Consider the following 16172-nt stretch of genomic DNA (forward strand, 5'->3'; position numbering starts at 1 on the left):
TGGGTTCCTCGTATGCGTTACGTTCTACGAAATGCCTCGTCTGCCTGCAGACGGGCAAAGATAACGCCCGCCGCGGCTTTCCAGTGTATAGGAGCAAGCGGTTGACCGACGAGAAAAAGAGTCCGGGAATAAAATAATGAGAAACACGCTTATAGTGAATGACGCTAAACAACGCGGTGCTGAATAACCTAGCGACCGTGCAGACAACCCGAAAGGAACCTCAATGGCTGAACAGAACAACAGCGTGCAGACTGCTGAAGAGCAGAAGAAGGTGTACTCGCGCCAGCAGGAACGCCGCGAACTCGACAACTACCGCCAGACCAAGATTGAGCGCATCGACCGCTTGCGCTACCGTGCCTACGGTGCCAACGGCGCAACCCTCGACTTCGGTGTGGGCGAGGGTCTGCTGACCCCCGTCGAGCTGCTGCTCGCCGCGATTGCCGGCTGCTCCTCCGTGGACGTGGACGCGGGCACCTCCCGCCGCTCCACCCCCGAGGTATTCGAGGTGCTCGCCTCGGCGCTGAAGCAGACCGAGGACGGCGCGGTGCGCCTCGACGACGTTGAGGTGGACTTTGATGTGCGATTCCCCGAGGATGAGCAGGGCGCCAAGGCCCAGAAGATGGTGGACCGCCTGATTCAGCTCAGCGAGCAGAAGGACTGCACCGTCTCCCGCACCGTGGAGCACCCCACGAAGGTTTCGTTCCACAACCTGGCGAACTAGAAAGGCTAGACGGACTAAACGCCCGGAGAGATAGCCTGACTTGAGGCCCTCCCGTGCCGCTCGTGATGGAGCGGTGCGGGAGGGTTTTTCTGTGTTTTTGTGGGTTTGGGGTGGAAAAGAGCCCGGAAAGCGGGTAGGATTGACCCTCAGATTAGGAAAACTTACGGTACGTAAGAAATCCTTAAGATTGAAGAATTTCTTGACCCAGGCACAAACCTTCGGCAGCCGCATCGACGGCAGGGATAGACTGGACAGCACACAATCCCCCTAGCAAACGCACGAAGCAATAGCCTCAGAAAGAAGACCTGACATGGCACAGCCTACAGAGACTTCCGGCACTGCATCGGAAGCCACCCCCGCAGAGGGTGAACTGAAGCGAGGCCTCTCCGCCCGACACATGCAGATGATCGCAATCGGCGGCGCAATCGGCACCGGCCTCTTCGTCGCCTCCGGTAAGACCATCTCCACCGCGGGCCCCGGCGGCGCAATCCTCGCCTACGCCCTCATCGGTGTCATGGTGCTCTTCCTTATGCAATCCCTCGGCGAGATGGCCGCGCACCTGCCCGTGCCCGGAGCCTTCCAGACCTACGCCGCGCGCTACGTGTCCCCGTCCTTCGGCTTCGCCATGGGCTGGAACTACTGGTTCAACTGGGCGATTACCGTGGCCGCCGAGCTCGTCGCGGTCGGTGAGGTGATGAGGTACTGGTTGCCGGACGTGCCCTCCTGGGTGTGGGCGGCAGGATTCCTCGTGCTACTGACCGGTATCAACGCCCTCTCGGCACGCTCCTACGGTGAGAGCGAGTTCTGGCTGGCCACCGTCAAGGTCGTCACCGTGGTCGTCTTCCTCATCGCCGGTATCGCCATGATTTTCGGCATCCTGGGCGGTAGCTCCCCGGGCGTTTCCAACTGGACCGTGGGCGAGGCACCCTTCGTGGGCGGTGCCCCCGCCGTCCTGGCCATCTTCATGGTGGCAGGCTTCTCCTTCCAGGGCACCGAGATGATCGGTGTGGCAGCGGGTGAGTCCAAGAACCCCCGCCGCGACGTGCCCCGCGCGCTCACCAGCGTGTTCTGGCGCATCATGCTCTTCTACATCGGCGCGATGGTCGTCATCGGCTTCCTGATTCCCTACACCGACCCGAACCTGCTGACCGCAGCGGACGGCAACGTGAACATCTCCCCGTTCACCCTCATCTTTGAGCGCGCAGGCATCGCCTTCGCGGCGGCCGTCATGAACGCCGTGATTCTCTCCGCCGTGCTTTCGGCGGGTAACTCCGGCCTGTATGTCTCGGCTCGTATGCTCTTTTCCCTGGCGCAGGAGGGCAAGGCACCGAAGATGTTCACCCGCATCAACTCCGGCGGCGTGCCCATGAACGCGCTGCTGGCTACCGCAGCTATCGGCGCGGTCGGCTTCATCGCCGCGCTGCTCTCGCCGGATGGTGCGTACCTGTGGCTCGTGAACGTGTCGGGTCTGGCGGGCTTCATCACCTGGGTGGGCATCGCCGTGGCGCACTACCGCTTCCGCCGCGCCTACCTGAAGCAGGGCCACAGCCTCAAGGAGCTGCCGTACGTGGCGCCGTTCTTCCCCGTGGGCCCGATCATTGCGTTCCTCATGTGCCTGGTCGTGATTGGCGGCCAGAACTACGAGGCCATCATCAGCGGCGACTGGTTTGGCGTTCTGAGCTCCTACATTGGCCTGCCCGTCGTGGCGGCCGTGTGGCTGGGCCACCGCATCGTGACCCGTGACCGCCTGATTCCGCTGGAGGAAATGGACGTGAGCGGCCTCGAGGTTAAGGCTTCGAAGTAACGCGAACGATTGCGCCAGCTGATTGAATTAGCTGATACGTGAAGAGCCGCCGGTTCCCCCCTGACCGAGGGGAGCCGGCGGCTCTTTGCTATCTGCAGTTTATTCCGGACGGGTGAGCTAGGCTGTAAGCCCTGCAGCTCTTAGGCGCTGCGGCGCGAGCGCAGAACGCTCAAACCCAGACCCGCACAAATCGCGACAATGCCAATGCCAACAATCACGCCAACGCTGGATGCACCGGTGTTCGCCAGGGTAGCCTTCTTGGGGCTGCTCTCCTGAGCCAGATGATCCTTAGCGGGGCTGTCCTTTGCCGGGCCGTCCTTAGTCGGAGTGTCCATAGCCGAGCGGGCGGCGGTCACCGGAGCCTCCTGAGCGGGCTTGCTCTGAGCTGGCTTACTCTTGGGATGCGCCACGGTTGCGTCCTCCAGCTTGTCAGCGTTGGGGGTCTTATCGGCAACCGGTGCTTCCGGCAGCGCAGGAACCGTCGGTGCGTCAGTGGGGTTTACACCCACGGTTGCCTCGGGCAGGGGCGCTACGGTCGGTGCGTCGGTGGGGTTCACGCCAACGGTTGCCTCGGGCAGAGGAGCTACGGTCGGCGCGTCCGTGGGGTTCACACCCACGGTTGCCTCGGGCAGGGGCGCCACGGTGGGCGCATCAGTGGGGTTCACGCCAACGGTTGCTTCCGGCAGGGGCGCCACGGTGGGTGCGTCGGTGGGGTTCACGCCCACGGTTGCTTCCGGCAGGGGCGCTACGGTGGGCGCGTCGGTCGGGTTCACGCCCACGGTTGCCTCGGGCAGAGGAGCCACGGTCGGTGCGTCGGTCGGGTTCACACCGATAGTTGCTTCAGGCAGGGGCGCCACGGTCGGCGCATAGGTCGGGTTAACGCCAATGGTTGCTTCAGGCAGGGGCGCCACGGTCGGTGCGTCGGTCGGGTTCACGCCCACGGTTGCTTCAGGCAGGGGCGCTACGGTGGGCGCGTCCGTCGGGTTTACACCAATGGTTGCCTCGGGAAGGGGCGCCACGGTCGGTGCGTCAGTGGGGTTTACACCGATGGTTGCTTCCGGCAGAGGAGCCACCGTCGGAGCATAAGTCGGAACCGCAGACACCACAGGCTCCTGCGCGAAAAGCTCAAGAGGCTTCTGAGCATCAAACGAGCCGTACTCAGCACCCTGAACGCCAGCTGCCATAGTGCCCGCAATGTACTTGTGAGAGGTATTCAGCGTCGCCGCAACATCCGCCGGGACCTTCACCTCCGTCTCAAAAGCACCGTTGTGAATCTGCGAAGCAGGTACGGTCACCTCAGCCACGAAGCGCATACCCGTCTGAGGAAAACGACCGGGAACCCACACGCTCGTATCAGACACCACCACGCGCACACCGTGCGGGGTCGCCTCACCGGTGTAGCCGGTACCGCGCACCTTCAACACAGTCTCACCCTTGGTGTTCAGGCGCGGCGAATCCACGTGCAGAACCGGTGCGGCGCTATCCTTCACAACGTCCATGCGCAGCACCTGGCCGCCCGAATAATAACCATCAACGGCGATATTAGCGACGAAGCTGTAGTTCTTCGCCGGGTCAATCAGGCTACCGGGAACGTAATGGGTCGCAGTCGCCGTGCCATCCTTGAACGGGCCCGCAACGCGCACCGTCTGAATCGGGTTCAGAAACGGGAAACCCCTATGGTTTGCCTCATGCAAAGCCGGAGAAAAAGCAGTAGTTTTCGCGGGCAGATTCGTCGCCTTGAACGTAATCTTGTTCAGACGCAGGGCGGTCTTCAGCTCACGGGTATTGGTCTCAACCTTGTAGTTGTAGACCGTAATAACCGGCGGGTTATCCGGATTCGGGGTATTAGCCGCTGCAACAGAAGGCAGAGCGCCCAGGCTCAAGGATGCGGCAAGAAGAACAGAAGCGCCGGCGCTACCGTAGCGGCGGGCACGAGAAGAGTTAGCCATCATGAAGTTCCTTCTACATGGGTGATTGAGTGATCCGCACTCTTCCTGTATCGCGCCAAGTCGAGTGCGTATACGGTACCGCGACATCGCGGTTAATTACACCGTAACACGCACCTAAACGCATGAACCGGACATAAGATAACTCGCCGAAATATTACATAAAACCAACGCCTGCAGGGCGCACAATAGGGCGGATGAATAAGACAAACACGCACAGCGCCGGGTGGAGGATACAGAAATGCTAGGGTAGAAAGATGCCCACGCAGAAGAACCCGCAGAACCGAGTAGAAGCAGCCCAGCCCGCCGAACGCAGCGCTACTGAGCACAGTGCCATCGACAGCGTGCACCGCGTCGTGAACGTGTGCGCTGTAGCAATCCGCAACCGGGACGGGCTCGTACTCACCGTGCGCAAGCAGGGCAGCGACGGGTTCATGATGCCCGGCGGCAAACCCGAACCGGGGGAGACCCCGCTACAGACCGCCTGCCGTGAAGTGAACGAAGAAATCGGGCTCACCCCCGACCCCGTCCGGATGCGCTACCTCGGCACCCTGGAGGCCGCCGCGCTCAACGAGTCCGGCTTTACGGTGCGCGCCGAAACCTTCGAGTACGCCCCCACCGACGAGCAGTACGAGCAGCTGGCTACGCTGGTGCCGCAGGCCGAAATTGCCGAGCTGCGCTGGGTCGATCCCGCCATGGCCCGCCCTTCAGATATCGCCGCGCAGGCACCGCTGAATACCGAGCAGATTTTCCCGCTGCTGGCGGCCACTCCGGTTCCGCGGGGCTAGCGTATCGGTGGACCCGGCGGCCTAGAGCCCCCGTTTTATCCACAGGGCTACCCTGCACACATGAGGTACACAGGTACGTCCGGTACCCTCAACAACAGACAACCCATAGAAGGCGGGGCGCAACGCCGCGCACCCGCTGCACAACCCAAGGAGAACCATGAAGAAGACTGACTACAACCTCGCCGTCTACTGCGGCGCACGCTCCGGCAACGACCCGCTCTTCACCGAGCGCGCCCGCGAGCTCGGCACCCTCTGCGCCCGGAACAATATTGGCGTGGTCTACGGCGGCGGCCGCACCGGCCTGATGGGCACCGTCGCGGGCGCGACCCTGGATGCCGGCGGCGTGGTCTACGGCGTGGTCACCCACAAGCTGGTCGGTCTGGAGGGCGTCTACCCCGGCCAGACCACCCTCGACATTGTGGACACCATGCACCAGCGCAAAATCGCCATGATCGAGAAGGCCGACGCTTTCGTCGCCATGCCCGGCGGCCCCGGCACCCTGGAAGAGTTCTTCGAGGTGTTCAGCTGGCAGTTCCTCGACATCCACTCCAAGCCGGTTGCGCTGCTGAACGTGAGCGGCTACTGGGATAAGCTCATCGACGCGATGCACTACATGGCCTCCACCGGCCTGCTGAACGAGCGCTACCTGGACGAACTCATTATCGCGACCACTCCCGAGGAGCTGCTGGATGCACTCGCCAAGGACCTAGAGCGCCGCGCCGCCACAAAGACCAACGCAGAAAGCTAAACTGCCATGGCCAATACCCTGCTACTGACCTACTTCGGACCGTTCCCCGGCGTGCCCGTGAACCCCACCGTAGCGCTCGCAGAAGGCGCCGTGCGGGCGCTGAATACCGCCCGCCCGGACCTGCGCGTCGTGGCCCGCGAGCTGCCCGTCAGCTACGACGGATCCAGCGCCGCACTGCGCGCCGCCCTGCAGGAGGTGCAGCCCGATGCGCTCATCAGCCTGGGCGTAGCGGTCGGCCGCGATGTGGTGAGCCTCGAGCAGGTCGCTATCAACCTGGACTCCGCCGGTATTGAAGATAACGACGGCGACCGACGCTGCGACGAGCCGATTGTTCCGGACGGCCGGGAGGCGTACTTCTCCTCCCTGCCGGTGCGCGCCAGCTTTGAGCGTCTGCGTGCGGCGGGGGAACCCGTCGAGATCTCGTACACCGCCGGAACCTACGTGTGCAACCACGTGTTCTACGAGGGCCAGCGCATCAGCCGCGAACTGGGGCTGAGTATCCCCGCCGGATTCGTGCACGTGCCCGCAATCTGTGCTGATGGTGAAGAGGATGCCGACGGCGAAGAGGCGACCGAGGGCGTTGAGATGACCGCCCACCGCGACGCCGGTGGCGTGGTGCGTGACGAGCAGGGCATCCCGCAGCTGCCCGAATCCACCGTGGTGCGCATTATCGCCGAGATTGCCTCGGACACCCTGCCCGCGGTGGACTAGCAACACGGTATTGAGCTAGAAGATACAACAAAACCGCCGGATAGCCTCCCAACTGGGAGACTATCCGGCGGTTTGTGTATCCTACGCCCGCAGGTTCTAAAACCCTCGAGCGTAAGTTTGAGCTACTACTTGGTGCGGTTCTTCAGGTAGTAGTCAATCAGCGAAGCGGTCGAAGAATCCTGACGCTCCAGAACCTCGCGGTCACCCTCGATAGCGGGAACCAGGTCCAGGGCCAGCTTCTTGCCCAGCTCAACACCCCACTGGTCGAAGGAATCGATGCCCCAAACAACACCCTGAACGAAGGTGATGTGCTCGTACAGGGCAATCAGGGAGCCCAGAACACGCGGGGTCAGGCGCGGTGCCATGATGGAGGTGGAGGGGCGGTTACCGCTGAAGATACGTGCGTTGACCACGTGCTCTGCGGTGCCCTCTGCACGAACCTCTTCCTCGGTCTTGCCGAAGGCGAGAGCCTGAGACTGTGCGAAGAAGTTAGCCAGGAACAGCTCGTGAACGTCCTGCTCGCCGTCCTTGGTCGGGTGGACCGGGTTGGCGAAGGCCAGGAAGTCCGCGGGAATCAGGCGGGTGCCCTGGTGAATCAGCTGGTAGAAGGCGTGCTGGCCGTTGGTGCCGGGCTCGCCCCAGAACACTTCACCGGTTGCGTAGTTGACGAAGGAACCGTCTGCGCGAACGGACTTGCCGTTGGACTCCATGGTCAGCTGCTGCAGGTATGCGGGGAAACGGTGCAGGTACTGGTCATAGGGCAGAACCGCGTGGGTCTCTGCACCCAGGAAGTTCACGTTCCAGATGTTCAGCAGACCCATCAGAACGGGGACGTTCTTCTCGAAGGGAGCGGTGCGGAAGTGCTCATCCATAGCGTGGAAGCCAGCGAGGAAGTCAGCGAAGACCTTCGGGCCCAGCACGATAGCCAGGGAGGTGCCGATGGCGGAGTCCACGGAGTAGCGGCCGCCAACCCAGTCCCAGAAGCCGAAAGCGTTCTCGGGGTCGATGCCGAATGCGGCAACCTTATCGAGCGCGGTGGAGACAGCCACGAAGTGCTTTGCCACGGCCTCGGATGCTTCCTTACCGTCCAGAGCGCCAGCTTCACGCAGGGAGGAGATGAGCCACTCGCGGGCCACGCGGGCGTTGGTCAGGGTCTCCAGGGTACCGAAGGTCTTGGAGGCGACAATGAACAGGGTGGTCTCGGGATCCAGGTCGGAGACCTTCTCGGCCACGTCGGTCGGGTCAATGTTGGAGATGAAGCGGGCGGTGATGCCTGCATCGGCGTAGGGCTTGAGAGCCTCGTACACCATGACCGGGCCCAGGTCGGAGCCACCGATACCGATGTTCACGACGGTCTCGATGCGCTTGCCGGTCACACCGGTCCACTCGCCGTTGCGCACGCGATCGGCGAAGGCGTAAATCTTCTTCAGTACGGCGTGCACATCGGCGTCTACGTCCTGGCCATCAACGGTCAGCGCGGGGGTGTAACCCTCGGGGCGGCGCAGGGCGGTGTGCAGCACGGCGCGGTCCTCGGTGACGTTAATGTGCTCACCGGAGAACATGGCCTCGCGAGCCTGCTCCAGCTTGACCTCTTCGGCGAGCTTGAGCAGCAGCTCAACGGTCTCGGAGGTAATCAGGTTCTTGGAAAGGTCAACGTGCAGTTCGTCAGCGGTGAAGCTGAACTTCTCGGCACGGGCGGGGTCGGCGGCAAACCACTCGCGCAGGTTCGGGGTGAGAGCCTTGTGGTGAGCGGACAGAGCCGACCAGGCAGAGGTGGTCGTGGGGTCAATAGAAGTAGTCATGCTTCCATTCTCTTATTTTCGGGAGCCGCTGTCACCTCTTTCGAGGGTGATGTGGGACGATACAGCGAAAAAATCGAAAATGGACACCCGGTGAGCCCGTTTGCACCTCGGTAGGCAATCTGTAGAGGTTGAAAAGAATGGTTTGGCTTGTCAGAGGCATATCTAGGGGATGGACGGATATACCTCAAGAAAATAGGAGATACCCTACAAACCTTGAACTTTTGCTTGAAAAAAACCTTACACTAGGCTGAATAATGCCTGGGATGCAGAAACACCTCGAGGATCACTCCCTCAATGCGTTCCCTGGCACTTTGTGAGATGCCCCGCCCGGTACAACTTTTGGGGCAGGGAACGATTTTCTACTCTCAAACACAACGCTCAGGACAACACAACATAGCTTTTAACCAGGGGGTTCGTGTGCCCAAAAACGGCCAGAACCCTCCCTACGAGTCTTTCCTGGAAAGCCGCGGTTTCCGCCCCGAAATCCAGGGGCTGCGTGCTTTTGCAGTGCTCCTCGTCGTGTTTTACCACGTCTGGGTGGGCAAGGTTTCCGGCGGTGTGGACGTCTTCCTGTTCATTTCCACATTCCTGCTCTCGCTCTCCTTCATGCGGAAGATCAACGAGGGTAAGCCCCTCAATCTCCTCAACTACTGGACCCACGTGTTCACCCGTCTGCTACCCGCAGCTTCGGTCGTGATTCTGCTGACCCTCGCCGGTAGCCTCCTGGTGCTCTCGCCGACCGCCTGGAGCGCCCGCGCCGTGGATGCGCAGTCCTTCCCGGGCGAGCAGGGCGGGGGGAGCGTTACGAGACGGAGTAGCATTGGGACTATGCATGAATCAGCCCAGACCGCATCCGACCAGTCCCTCTACCTCGTCGTCTCCCGGTCAGGTGAAACCCTGACCAACCCGGACGGCACCGTGCACTACGTGCGCGTCCTGCCCCGCACCCTGGCCGAAGAAGGTGCCGTGCTGGGCCGCACCGTACTCCGACCGAACCCCGTTCTAGAGCCCGACCTCATCCCCGGGTTCAACGCGAGGGAAGGCGCGCGCGATGAGCACGCACCCGCAACGGCTGCTCCGGCGGCGGGCACCCCGACGGCAGAGGTGCACGCCCTCTACTGCGAGGACGACGCGCTTCAGGCCGTCGCCGCAGAACTCAACGCCGCCGAACCGAACAGTCAGGAGGGACCCGTGCAGGCCTCCTCCAGCGGCTTCCGCTACTACCCGGTGCACCGCGACCCGCTCGGCCGCGCCCGCTACGCCGCTGCCCTGGCCCGCCGCGACTACCTCATCGAAATGCGGTACTCCGCCTACACCGGTGAAGAAGCCCCCATCGGCCGCAAGGGAATCCGCCGCACCGCATCCGGCGAAATGGTCTTTCCCCGCATCGAACCGGCCGTCATGGGCCTGGTCATGAGCCGCGACGGCGAGCGCGTGCTCCTGGCCAATAACCGCCAGTGGCACCCCAACCGTTTCGCACTCATCGCCGGGTTCGTCGACCCGGGCGAAAACCTCGAGGAGGCCATCGCCCGCGAGGTCTACGAAGAGACCGGCCTGCGCGCGGAACGCAGCGAGTACCGCATGAGCGATGTGTGGCCCTTCCCGCGCTCGCTCATGATCTGCTACCGGGTGACCGTGGACGAGAACGAGCCCATCGTTCACCACGACGGTGAAATTCGAGCCGCCCGCTGGTTTACCGCCGAGCAGCTGCGCGAGGCGATCGCCATCTCGGAGGAACGCGGCAATAGCGGGCAGGACGACCCCGCCAAGCTTGAGCTGCCCGGCACCAACGCCGTGGCCCGTCGTATGCTGGATGACTGGCTCGCCGAAAAGCCCTAGTGCTACACTGGTAGCTAAGCCCAACGGAGGGGGGTCCCTTTTGCCGTGCCCGCATACAGCGGAGTTTCACACCCGAAGGTACAGTCGGCAGAAGCGAACAAGGCAGGTTTCTCCAGCTGAGGATTGCCTCCTGCACCCCCGCGCCCGGAGCGCATCAGCCGTTGGCAGGACTATCCCCTAGATTTAAGCGAGAAACTTTACGCATGTCTGAAAACACCGCTTCGCGCCCCGACCTTCGTAATGTGGCCATCGTGGCACACGTTGACCACGGTAAGACCACCATCGTCGACGCGATGCTGCAGCAGACCCACGCCTTCTCTGACCACGCAGATGTTGAAGACCGAGTCATGGACTCCGGCGACCTCGAACGCGAAAAGGGCATTACCATTCTGGCGAAGAACACCACTGTGTTCTACAACGGCCCCTCTGCTAACGGCGAGACCATCACCATCAACGTGGTCGACACCCCCGGCCACGCCGACTTCGGTGGCGAGGTGGAACGCGGCCTGTCCATGGTTGACGGCGTTGTGTTGCTTGTGGACGCCTCCGAGGGCCCGCTGCCCCAGACCCGCTTCGTGCTGCGTAAGGCACTGGCCGCCAAGCTTCCCGTGATCCTCGTGGTCAACAAGGTGGACCGTCCCGACTCCCGTATCGACGAGGTCGTGAGCGAGTCCATGGACCTGTTGCTGGGCCTGGCCTCCGACCTGGCCGAGGAGGTCCCCGACCTGGACCTGGACGCTGTGCTGAACGTTCCGGTCGTGTACGCATCCGGTAAGGCCGGCGCCGCTTCCCTGAACCAGCCCGCAGACGGCCAGCTGCCCGACAACGACGACCTCGAGCCGCTGTTCAAGACCATCATCGAGCACGTGCCCGCCCCCACCTACGACCCCAACGAGGTTCTGCAGGCACACGTGACCAACCTGGACTCCTCCCCGTTCCTGGGCCGTCTGGCACTGGTCCGTATCTTCAACGGCACCCTGAAGAAGGGCCAGACCGTCGCCTGGGCACGCCACGACGGCGAGATCAAGAACGTCCGCATCTCCGAGCTGCTGGCCACCAAGGCGCTGGACCGCGTTCCCGCCGAGTCCGCCGGCCCCGGCGAGATTGTCGCGGTTGCGGGTATCGAGGACATCACCATCGGTGAGACCCTGACCGACGCCGAGAACCCCAAGCCCCTGCCGCTAATCAAGGTGGACGACCCCGCGATCTCCATGACCATCGGTATCAATACCTCCCCGCTGGCCGGCCGCGTCAAGGGCGCAAAGGTCACCGCACGTCAGGTGAAGGACCGCCTGGACCGCGAGCTCATCGGTAACGTGTCCATCAAGGTTCTGCCCACCCAGCGTCCGGACGCCTGGGAGGTTCAGGGCCGTGGCGAGCTCGCCCTGGCAATCCTTGTGGAGCAGATGCGCCGCGAGGGCTTCGAGCTGACCGTGGGTAAGCCCCAGGTGGTCACCAAGACCATCGACGGCAAGGTGTACGAGCCCATGGAACACATGATTATTGACGTGCCCGAGGAGTACCTGGGCGCCGTCACCCAGCTGATGGCGTCTCGTAAGGGCCGCATGGAGAACATGGCAAACCACGGTACCGGTTGGGTCCGTATGGAGTTCGCCGTTCCCGCCCGTGGCCTGATTGGATTCCGCACCCAGTTCCTGACCGAGACCCGCGGTGCCGGCATTTCCTCCTCGTACTCGATTGATCCCGAGCCCTGGGCCGGCGAGATTGAGTACCGCACCAACGGTTCGCTGATTGCTGACCGCGCCGGCGTGGTGACCCCCTACGCGATGATCAACCTGCAGGAGCGCGGCACCTTCTTCGTGGAGCCCACCTCCGAGGTGTACGAGGGCATGATCGTGGGTATGAACTCCCGTGCCGACGACATGGAAGTGAACATCACCAAGGAAAAGAAGCTGACCAACATGCGTTCTTCGACCGCGGACAACTTCGAAAACCTGACCCCGCCGAAGAAGCTGACCCTGGAGGAGTCCCTCGAATTCGCCCGCGAGGACGAGTGCGTTGAGGTGACCCCCGAGGCCATCCGTATCCGCAAGGTCATCCTTGACTCCAACGAGCGTGTGCGCGAGTTCCGCCGCCGCGCCCGCGCCAACTAATTGCGCTGACGGTACGACCATCGGGCCGTAGCGTTTCAAAGAGCCGCCGCCATCTTCCGGAAGGAAGAGGGCGGCGGCTCGGCGTATTCGGGCAGGCCGGGGAGCGAAACCGGGACCGCTCAATACTGAGGTGAGCCTACCCCCGCCGCCGTGTAAGATAAGACCGTGTGCTGAGACAGCGTGCACCCCCCCCGCAGACGCCCTGCGCGCGGGGTGAGGCGTGAGCCCCAGAGGCACATCCCAGTCCGTGCGTTATGAGAGGGAATTCCCGTGTCCGCATCCGACAACAGCCCGCAGGAAGCCGAGCAGCAGAAGCCGCAGGAAGCCGCGACCCCCAGCTACCCCACGCAGGGTGAGCGCATCGCATCCGGGGCCAAGCGCGACCTGCTGCCCACAAACTACGATTCGGAGCAGGCGCGCATCCTCTTCGTGCATGCGCATCCCGACGACGAGACCTCCTCGACCGGCGCGACGATGGCATACTACGCGCAGAAGGGCGCCGAGGTGTACCTCATCACCGCAACCCGCGGTGAGCTGGGCGAGGTCATCCCGCCGCAGCTACAGCACCTGGAGGTCGGTAAGCCCGGATGCACCGACAACGGCGAGGCGCTGGGGGAGTACCGCGTGGGCGAGTTGAACGGTGCTCTCGAGGCTCTGGGCGTGCACCGCCACCTCTTCCTCGGTCAGGAGCCGGCCACCGCCGAGGGCGTGCCGGCCCTCTACCGCGACTCCGGCATGGCCTGGGGCCCGAACGGTAAGCCCATCGCCAACCCCGTCTCGAGCGATGCCTCGCTGACCGCCCAGCCCCTCGAACCGCAGGCGCAGGCCCTGGTCGCCGCAATTCACGAGATCCAGCCGGATGTGCTGGTCACCTACGACGCCGACGGCGGCTACGGCCACCCCGACCACGTGCGCGTGCACCAAATCGTGAAGCGTGCCCTGGAGATTCTGGGGGATGACGAGGACCGACCGCTGCTCACCTGGGGCATTGAGGGCGAGTACAACCCCGAGGACACCCGCGTGCAGGCCGCTATCTTTGGCGACGGCACCGCCAAGCGAAAGGCTATGGAGGCGCACCGCACCCAGATTACGGTGCTGGACGATAAGACTTTCGAGTACTCGAATAAGGTGCTGCAGAAGATTTCTGCCGTTGAGACCTACCGCGTGCTCGACGGCGACCCCACCCGCACGGTCAACCCGAAGCCGCAGGAGGCGGGGCTCGTCTCCACGGTGCTGACCGGCGTGATTCTGGGCACCGTGGCGGCCGTCGCCGGTTCCATCTACCACGCTTGGGTTGTGTACGCAGGCGATGTTGCCCTGCCCGTGGGCTTGCTTATCGCGTACCTGACGATTTTCTTCGCCTCCCTGTGGAGCGCGCTCGCCCTGCGCCGCGGCATGACGGCGGCCATCGTGGGTGCCGTGGCCTTCGTGACCGTGTACTGGCTGGCCTACGGCCGCCCGGATTCGCCCTTCGTGCTCGTGAACCCGGGGCACTCGGCCATCGGCCTGTACGGTGCTCTGTGGTGGTTCGGCGCGCCGGTGGCGGCGATGCTGGGCATGTTCGCGTACACGCGCAACCGGGTGAAGGATGCGCGCTACTTCTCGGCCCGTTCGGCGCATCAGCGTGCGCGTGCCAAGGCCGAGGGCCGGGATAAATAGCGAAGAAAAAGTATGCGTTATTGCGTGTTTTTCCTCGGTGGGAAAAGGGTTGTGCCCACCCACAAATTAATGTGACGAAGATTTCATTTATATAATTTGGGTATTTTTATAATTCGCTGACTAGGTGAAATAATGAACGGCGGCAGGGCAGGCTTGCCTAAAAAATAGGCCCCCGCCCGCCGCCGTTCGCTGTCTAATACACCACGAAAATACGATAAAACACCGAGCGCGCGATAGACTATACAAAGACTTCCCCGCCGAGCACCACACGCTCGGCGGTTTACTCTGCAGACCCTGCCCTGGAGAAGGCGACCCGCAGACCGGCGGGCACAGGGCGCACAGCATCGAGAAAGGCACCGACCCATGACCTACGTTATCGCGCTTCCCTGCGTGGACGTCAAAGACCGCGCCTGCGTTGAAGAATGCCCCGTGGACTGCATCTACGAAGGTGACCGCACCCTGTACATCCACCCCGACGAGTGCGTGGACTGCGGCGCCTGCGAGCCCGTCTGCCCCGTCGAGGCCATCTACTACGAAGACGACGTTCCCGAAGAGTGGAGCGAATACGTGAGCGCCAACGCCGACTTCTTCGACGACCTGGGTTCCCCCGGTGGCGCCGCAAAGCTCGGCCCCACCGGCAAGGACGTGCCTTTCATCGCGGCACTGCCCCCGCAGAGCAACTAACCCCATACCTGAAGCATCCGCGCCCGCAGAGTAATTGCGCGAGTGACCGGATGCACGAGCCCCCACCCCGGCCGATGCGCACCGCACGCGGTGCGCCCCTGGACAAACTGTCTAGGCGCTGGGATGGGGGCTCTTCCTCTAGTCAGCCCCGAAGCCCGGGCGATAGACTGAAGTGACGAAAAATCCCCAAGCGACCAGGTGACACAATGACTTACGGCCTGAACCTGCCCGAATACCCCTGGGAGGCGCTCGCCCCCTACCGCGCCACCGCTGCGGCTCACCCCGACGGCCCGGTGGACCTGTCCATCGGCACCCCCGTGGACCCCACCCCCGAGCTCATCCGCAACGCGCTCGCCGAGGCCTCCGACGCCCCCGGCTACCCGACCACCCACGGCACCCCCGCCCTACGCGAGGCCATCGCCGAATGGTTTGAGCGCCGCCGCGGCGTGAAGGGCCTGGACCCGCAGGCCATCATGCCCACGATCGGCTCGAAGGAGCTCGTAGCCTGGCTGCCCTTCCTGCTGGGCCTGGGCCCCGGCGACGTGGTCGTGTACCCGCGCATCGCCTACCCCACCTACGATATGGGTGCCCGCTTCGCCCGCGCCGAATCCGTGCCCGCAGACAGCCTGGACGAGCTGGACGCCGACACCCGCAGCCGCGTGAAGCTGATCTGGGTGAACTCCCCGGCCAACCCGAACGGCACGGTCCGCACCGTGGAGCAGCTGCGCGAAATCGTGGCGCAGGCCCGCGAAATCGGTGCCGTGGTGGCCTCTGACGAGTGCTACGCGGAGCTCGGTTGGGGCGCCTGGGACGAGGCCCGCGGCGGTAAGCCTGTGCCCTCCATCCTGGATCCGCGAGTGTGCGACGGCGACTTCACCGGCCTGCTGGCCGTCTACTCGCTGTCCAAGCAGTCGAACCTGGCCGGCTACCGCGCCGCCTTCGTGGCCGGCGCCCCCGAGCTCATGCCGAACATTATCAACAGCCGCAAGCACGCCGGCATGATCGTGCCCGCGCCCGTGCAGGCCGCCATGATTGCCGCCCTGGGCGATGAGGCGCACGTTGCGGCGCAGAAGGACCGCTACCGTGCCCGCCGCGAGGTGCTGGAGGACGCCATCACCGCCGCCGGCGGACGTATCGAGGGCTCCGAGGCGGGCCTGTACCTGTGGACCACCTTCGGCGAGTCCACCTGGGACTCCATCGGCCGTCTGGCCGAGCTGGGCATCATTGCCGGACCCGGCGTGTTCTACGGCGAGGACGGCGAGGGCTACGTGCGCATCGCCCTGACCGCCTCCGACGAGGCCGTGGCCAAGGCCGCCGAGCGTCTGAAGGCCTCCGCGGCTAAGTAGGTTGGCCGGC

At 63.6% G+C, this 16172-nt stretch carries 12 protein-coding genes and 1 pseudogene; 11 read left to right on the top strand and 2 right to left on the bottom strand.

The window, feature by feature from the left end; all coding sequences use genetic code 11:
* The first annotated feature begins 223 nt into the window (after nt 1–223).
* Nucleotides 224–721, top strand: a complete 498-nt coding sequence (locus HMPREF2630_RS05315; protein WP_210389015.1) for an OsmC family protein — start codon at nt 224–226, stop codon at nt 719–721.
* A 310-nt stretch (nt 722–1031) separates the two neighbouring features.
* Nucleotides 1032–2525 (top strand): amino acid permease, encoded by a 1494-nt coding sequence (locus HMPREF2630_RS05320; protein ID WP_070483735.1) that lies wholly within the window; start codon nt 1032–1034, stop codon nt 2523–2525.
* A gap of 140 nt (nt 2526–2665) precedes the next feature.
* Here HMPREF2630_RS05320 and HMPREF2630_RS05325 read toward each other — a convergent pair whose 3' ends face one another.
* Nucleotides 2666–4474, bottom strand: coding sequence for a hypothetical protein (locus HMPREF2630_RS05325; RefSeq protein WP_246822756.1), 1809 nt, complete (start codon nt 4472–4474; stop codon nt 2666–2668).
* A 254-nt stretch (nt 4475–4728) separates the two neighbouring features.
* On the opposite strand from HMPREF2630_RS05325, the gene HMPREF2630_RS05330 reads away from it, so the two are divergent.
* From HMPREF2630_RS05330 to HMPREF2630_RS05340, 3 genes are all read left to right on the top strand, one after another.
* Nucleotides 4729–5259: an NUDIX hydrolase gene (locus tag HMPREF2630_RS05330; RefSeq protein ID WP_083298891.1), complete on the top strand. Its 531-nt coding sequence runs from the start codon at nt 4729–4731 to the stop codon at nt 5257–5259.
* A 157-nt stretch (nt 5260–5416) separates the two neighbouring features.
* Nucleotides 5417–6007, top strand: a complete 591-nt coding sequence (locus HMPREF2630_RS05335) for an LOG family protein (RefSeq protein ID WP_049332063.1) — start codon at nt 5417–5419, stop codon at nt 6005–6007.
* A 6-nt stretch (nt 6008–6013) separates the two neighbouring features.
* Nucleotides 6014–6718, top strand: coding sequence for a pyroglutamyl-peptidase I (locus HMPREF2630_RS05340; RefSeq protein WP_070483739.1), 705 nt, complete (start codon nt 6014–6016; stop codon nt 6716–6718).
* Between the two features lie 125 nt (nt 6719–6843).
* Here HMPREF2630_RS05340 and pgi read toward each other — a convergent pair whose 3' ends face one another.
* Nucleotides 6844–8520 (bottom strand): glucose-6-phosphate isomerase, encoded by a 1677-nt coding sequence (gene pgi / locus HMPREF2630_RS05345; RefSeq protein WP_070483741.1) that lies wholly within the window; start codon nt 8518–8520, stop codon nt 6844–6846.
* A gap of 318 nt (nt 8521–8838) precedes the next feature.
* Between pgi and HMPREF2630_RS08940 the strand changes: the two are divergent.
* The 6 genes and pseudogenes from HMPREF2630_RS08940 to dapC all read left to right on the top strand — a co-directional run.
* Nucleotides 8839–9294 (top strand): annotated as a pseudogene (locus HMPREF2630_RS08940) (acyltransferase family protein); the annotation flags it as partial.
* A gap of 54 nt (nt 9295–9348) precedes the next feature.
* Complete coding sequence (locus HMPREF2630_RS05350; RefSeq protein WP_070484051.1) at nt 9349–10359, top strand: NAD(+) diphosphatase; 1011 nt, start codon at nt 9349–9351, stop codon at nt 10357–10359.
* Between the two features lie 203 nt (nt 10360–10562).
* On the top strand, nt 10563–12473 hold the full coding sequence (gene typA, locus HMPREF2630_RS05355; RefSeq protein ID WP_049343880.1) for a translational GTPase TypA: 1911 nt from the start codon (nt 10563–10565) through the stop codon (nt 12471–12473).
* A 270-nt stretch (nt 12474–12743) separates the two neighbouring features.
* Nucleotides 12744–14132, top strand: a complete 1389-nt coding sequence (locus HMPREF2630_RS05360; protein WP_070483744.1) for a PIG-L family deacetylase — start codon at nt 12744–12746, stop codon at nt 14130–14132.
* Nucleotides 14133–14495: 363 nt separating this feature from the next.
* On the top strand, nt 14496–14816 hold the full coding sequence (gene fdxA, locus HMPREF2630_RS05365; protein WP_049332074.1) for a ferredoxin: 321 nt from the start codon (nt 14496–14498) through the stop codon (nt 14814–14816).
* Between the two features lie 206 nt (nt 14817–15022).
* Nucleotides 15023–16162: a succinyldiaminopimelate transaminase gene (dapC, locus tag HMPREF2630_RS05370; protein WP_070483745.1), complete on the top strand. Its 1140-nt coding sequence runs from the start codon at nt 15023–15025 to the stop codon at nt 16160–16162.
* Nucleotides 16163–16172 lie beyond the last annotated feature (10 nt).

This window comes from Rothia sp. HMSC072B03 (assembly GCF_001809565.1).
In the GTDB taxonomy this organism is placed as follows: Bacteria; Actinomycetota; Actinomycetes; order Actinomycetales; family Micrococcaceae; genus Rothia; species Rothia mucilaginosa_A.

Coding starts and splice junctions, on each gene's coding strand:
- HMPREF2630_RS05340 (WP_070483739.1), top strand. CDS start 6,014: ATGGCCAATACCCTGCTACTGACCTACTTCGGACCGTTCCCCGGCGTG.
- dapC (WP_070483745.1), top strand. CDS start 15,023: ATGACTTACGGCCTGAACCTGCCCGAATACCCCTGGGAGGCGCTCGCC.
- typA (WP_049343880.1), top strand. CDS start 10,563: ATGTCTGAAAACACCGCTTCGCGCCCCGACCTTCGTAATGTGGCCATC.
- fdxA (WP_049332074.1), top strand. CDS start 14,496: ATGACCTACGTTATCGCGCTTCCCTGCGTGGACGTCAAAGACCGCGCC.
- HMPREF2630_RS05330 (WP_083298891.1), top strand. CDS start 4,729: ATGCCCACGCAGAAGAACCCGCAGAACCGAGTAGAAGCAGCCCAGCCC.
- HMPREF2630_RS05320 (WP_070483735.1), top strand. CDS start 1,032: ATGGCACAGCCTACAGAGACTTCCGGCACTGCATCGGAAGCCACCCCC.
- HMPREF2630_RS05325 (WP_246822756.1), bottom strand. CDS start 4,474: ATGGCTAACTCTTCTCGTGCCCGCCGCTACGGTAGCGCCGGCGCTTCT.
- HMPREF2630_RS05335 (WP_049332063.1), top strand. CDS start 5,417: ATGAAGAAGACTGACTACAACCTCGCCGTCTACTGCGGCGCACGCTCC.
- HMPREF2630_RS05350 (WP_070484051.1), top strand. CDS start 9,349: ATGCATGAATCAGCCCAGACCGCATCCGACCAGTCCCTCTACCTCGTC.
- HMPREF2630_RS05315 (WP_210389015.1), top strand. CDS start 224: ATGGCTGAACAGAACAACAGCGTGCAGACTGCTGAAGAGCAGAAGAAG.
- pgi (WP_070483741.1), bottom strand. CDS start 8,520: ATGACTACTTCTATTGACCCCACGACCACCTCTGCCTGGTCGGCTCTG.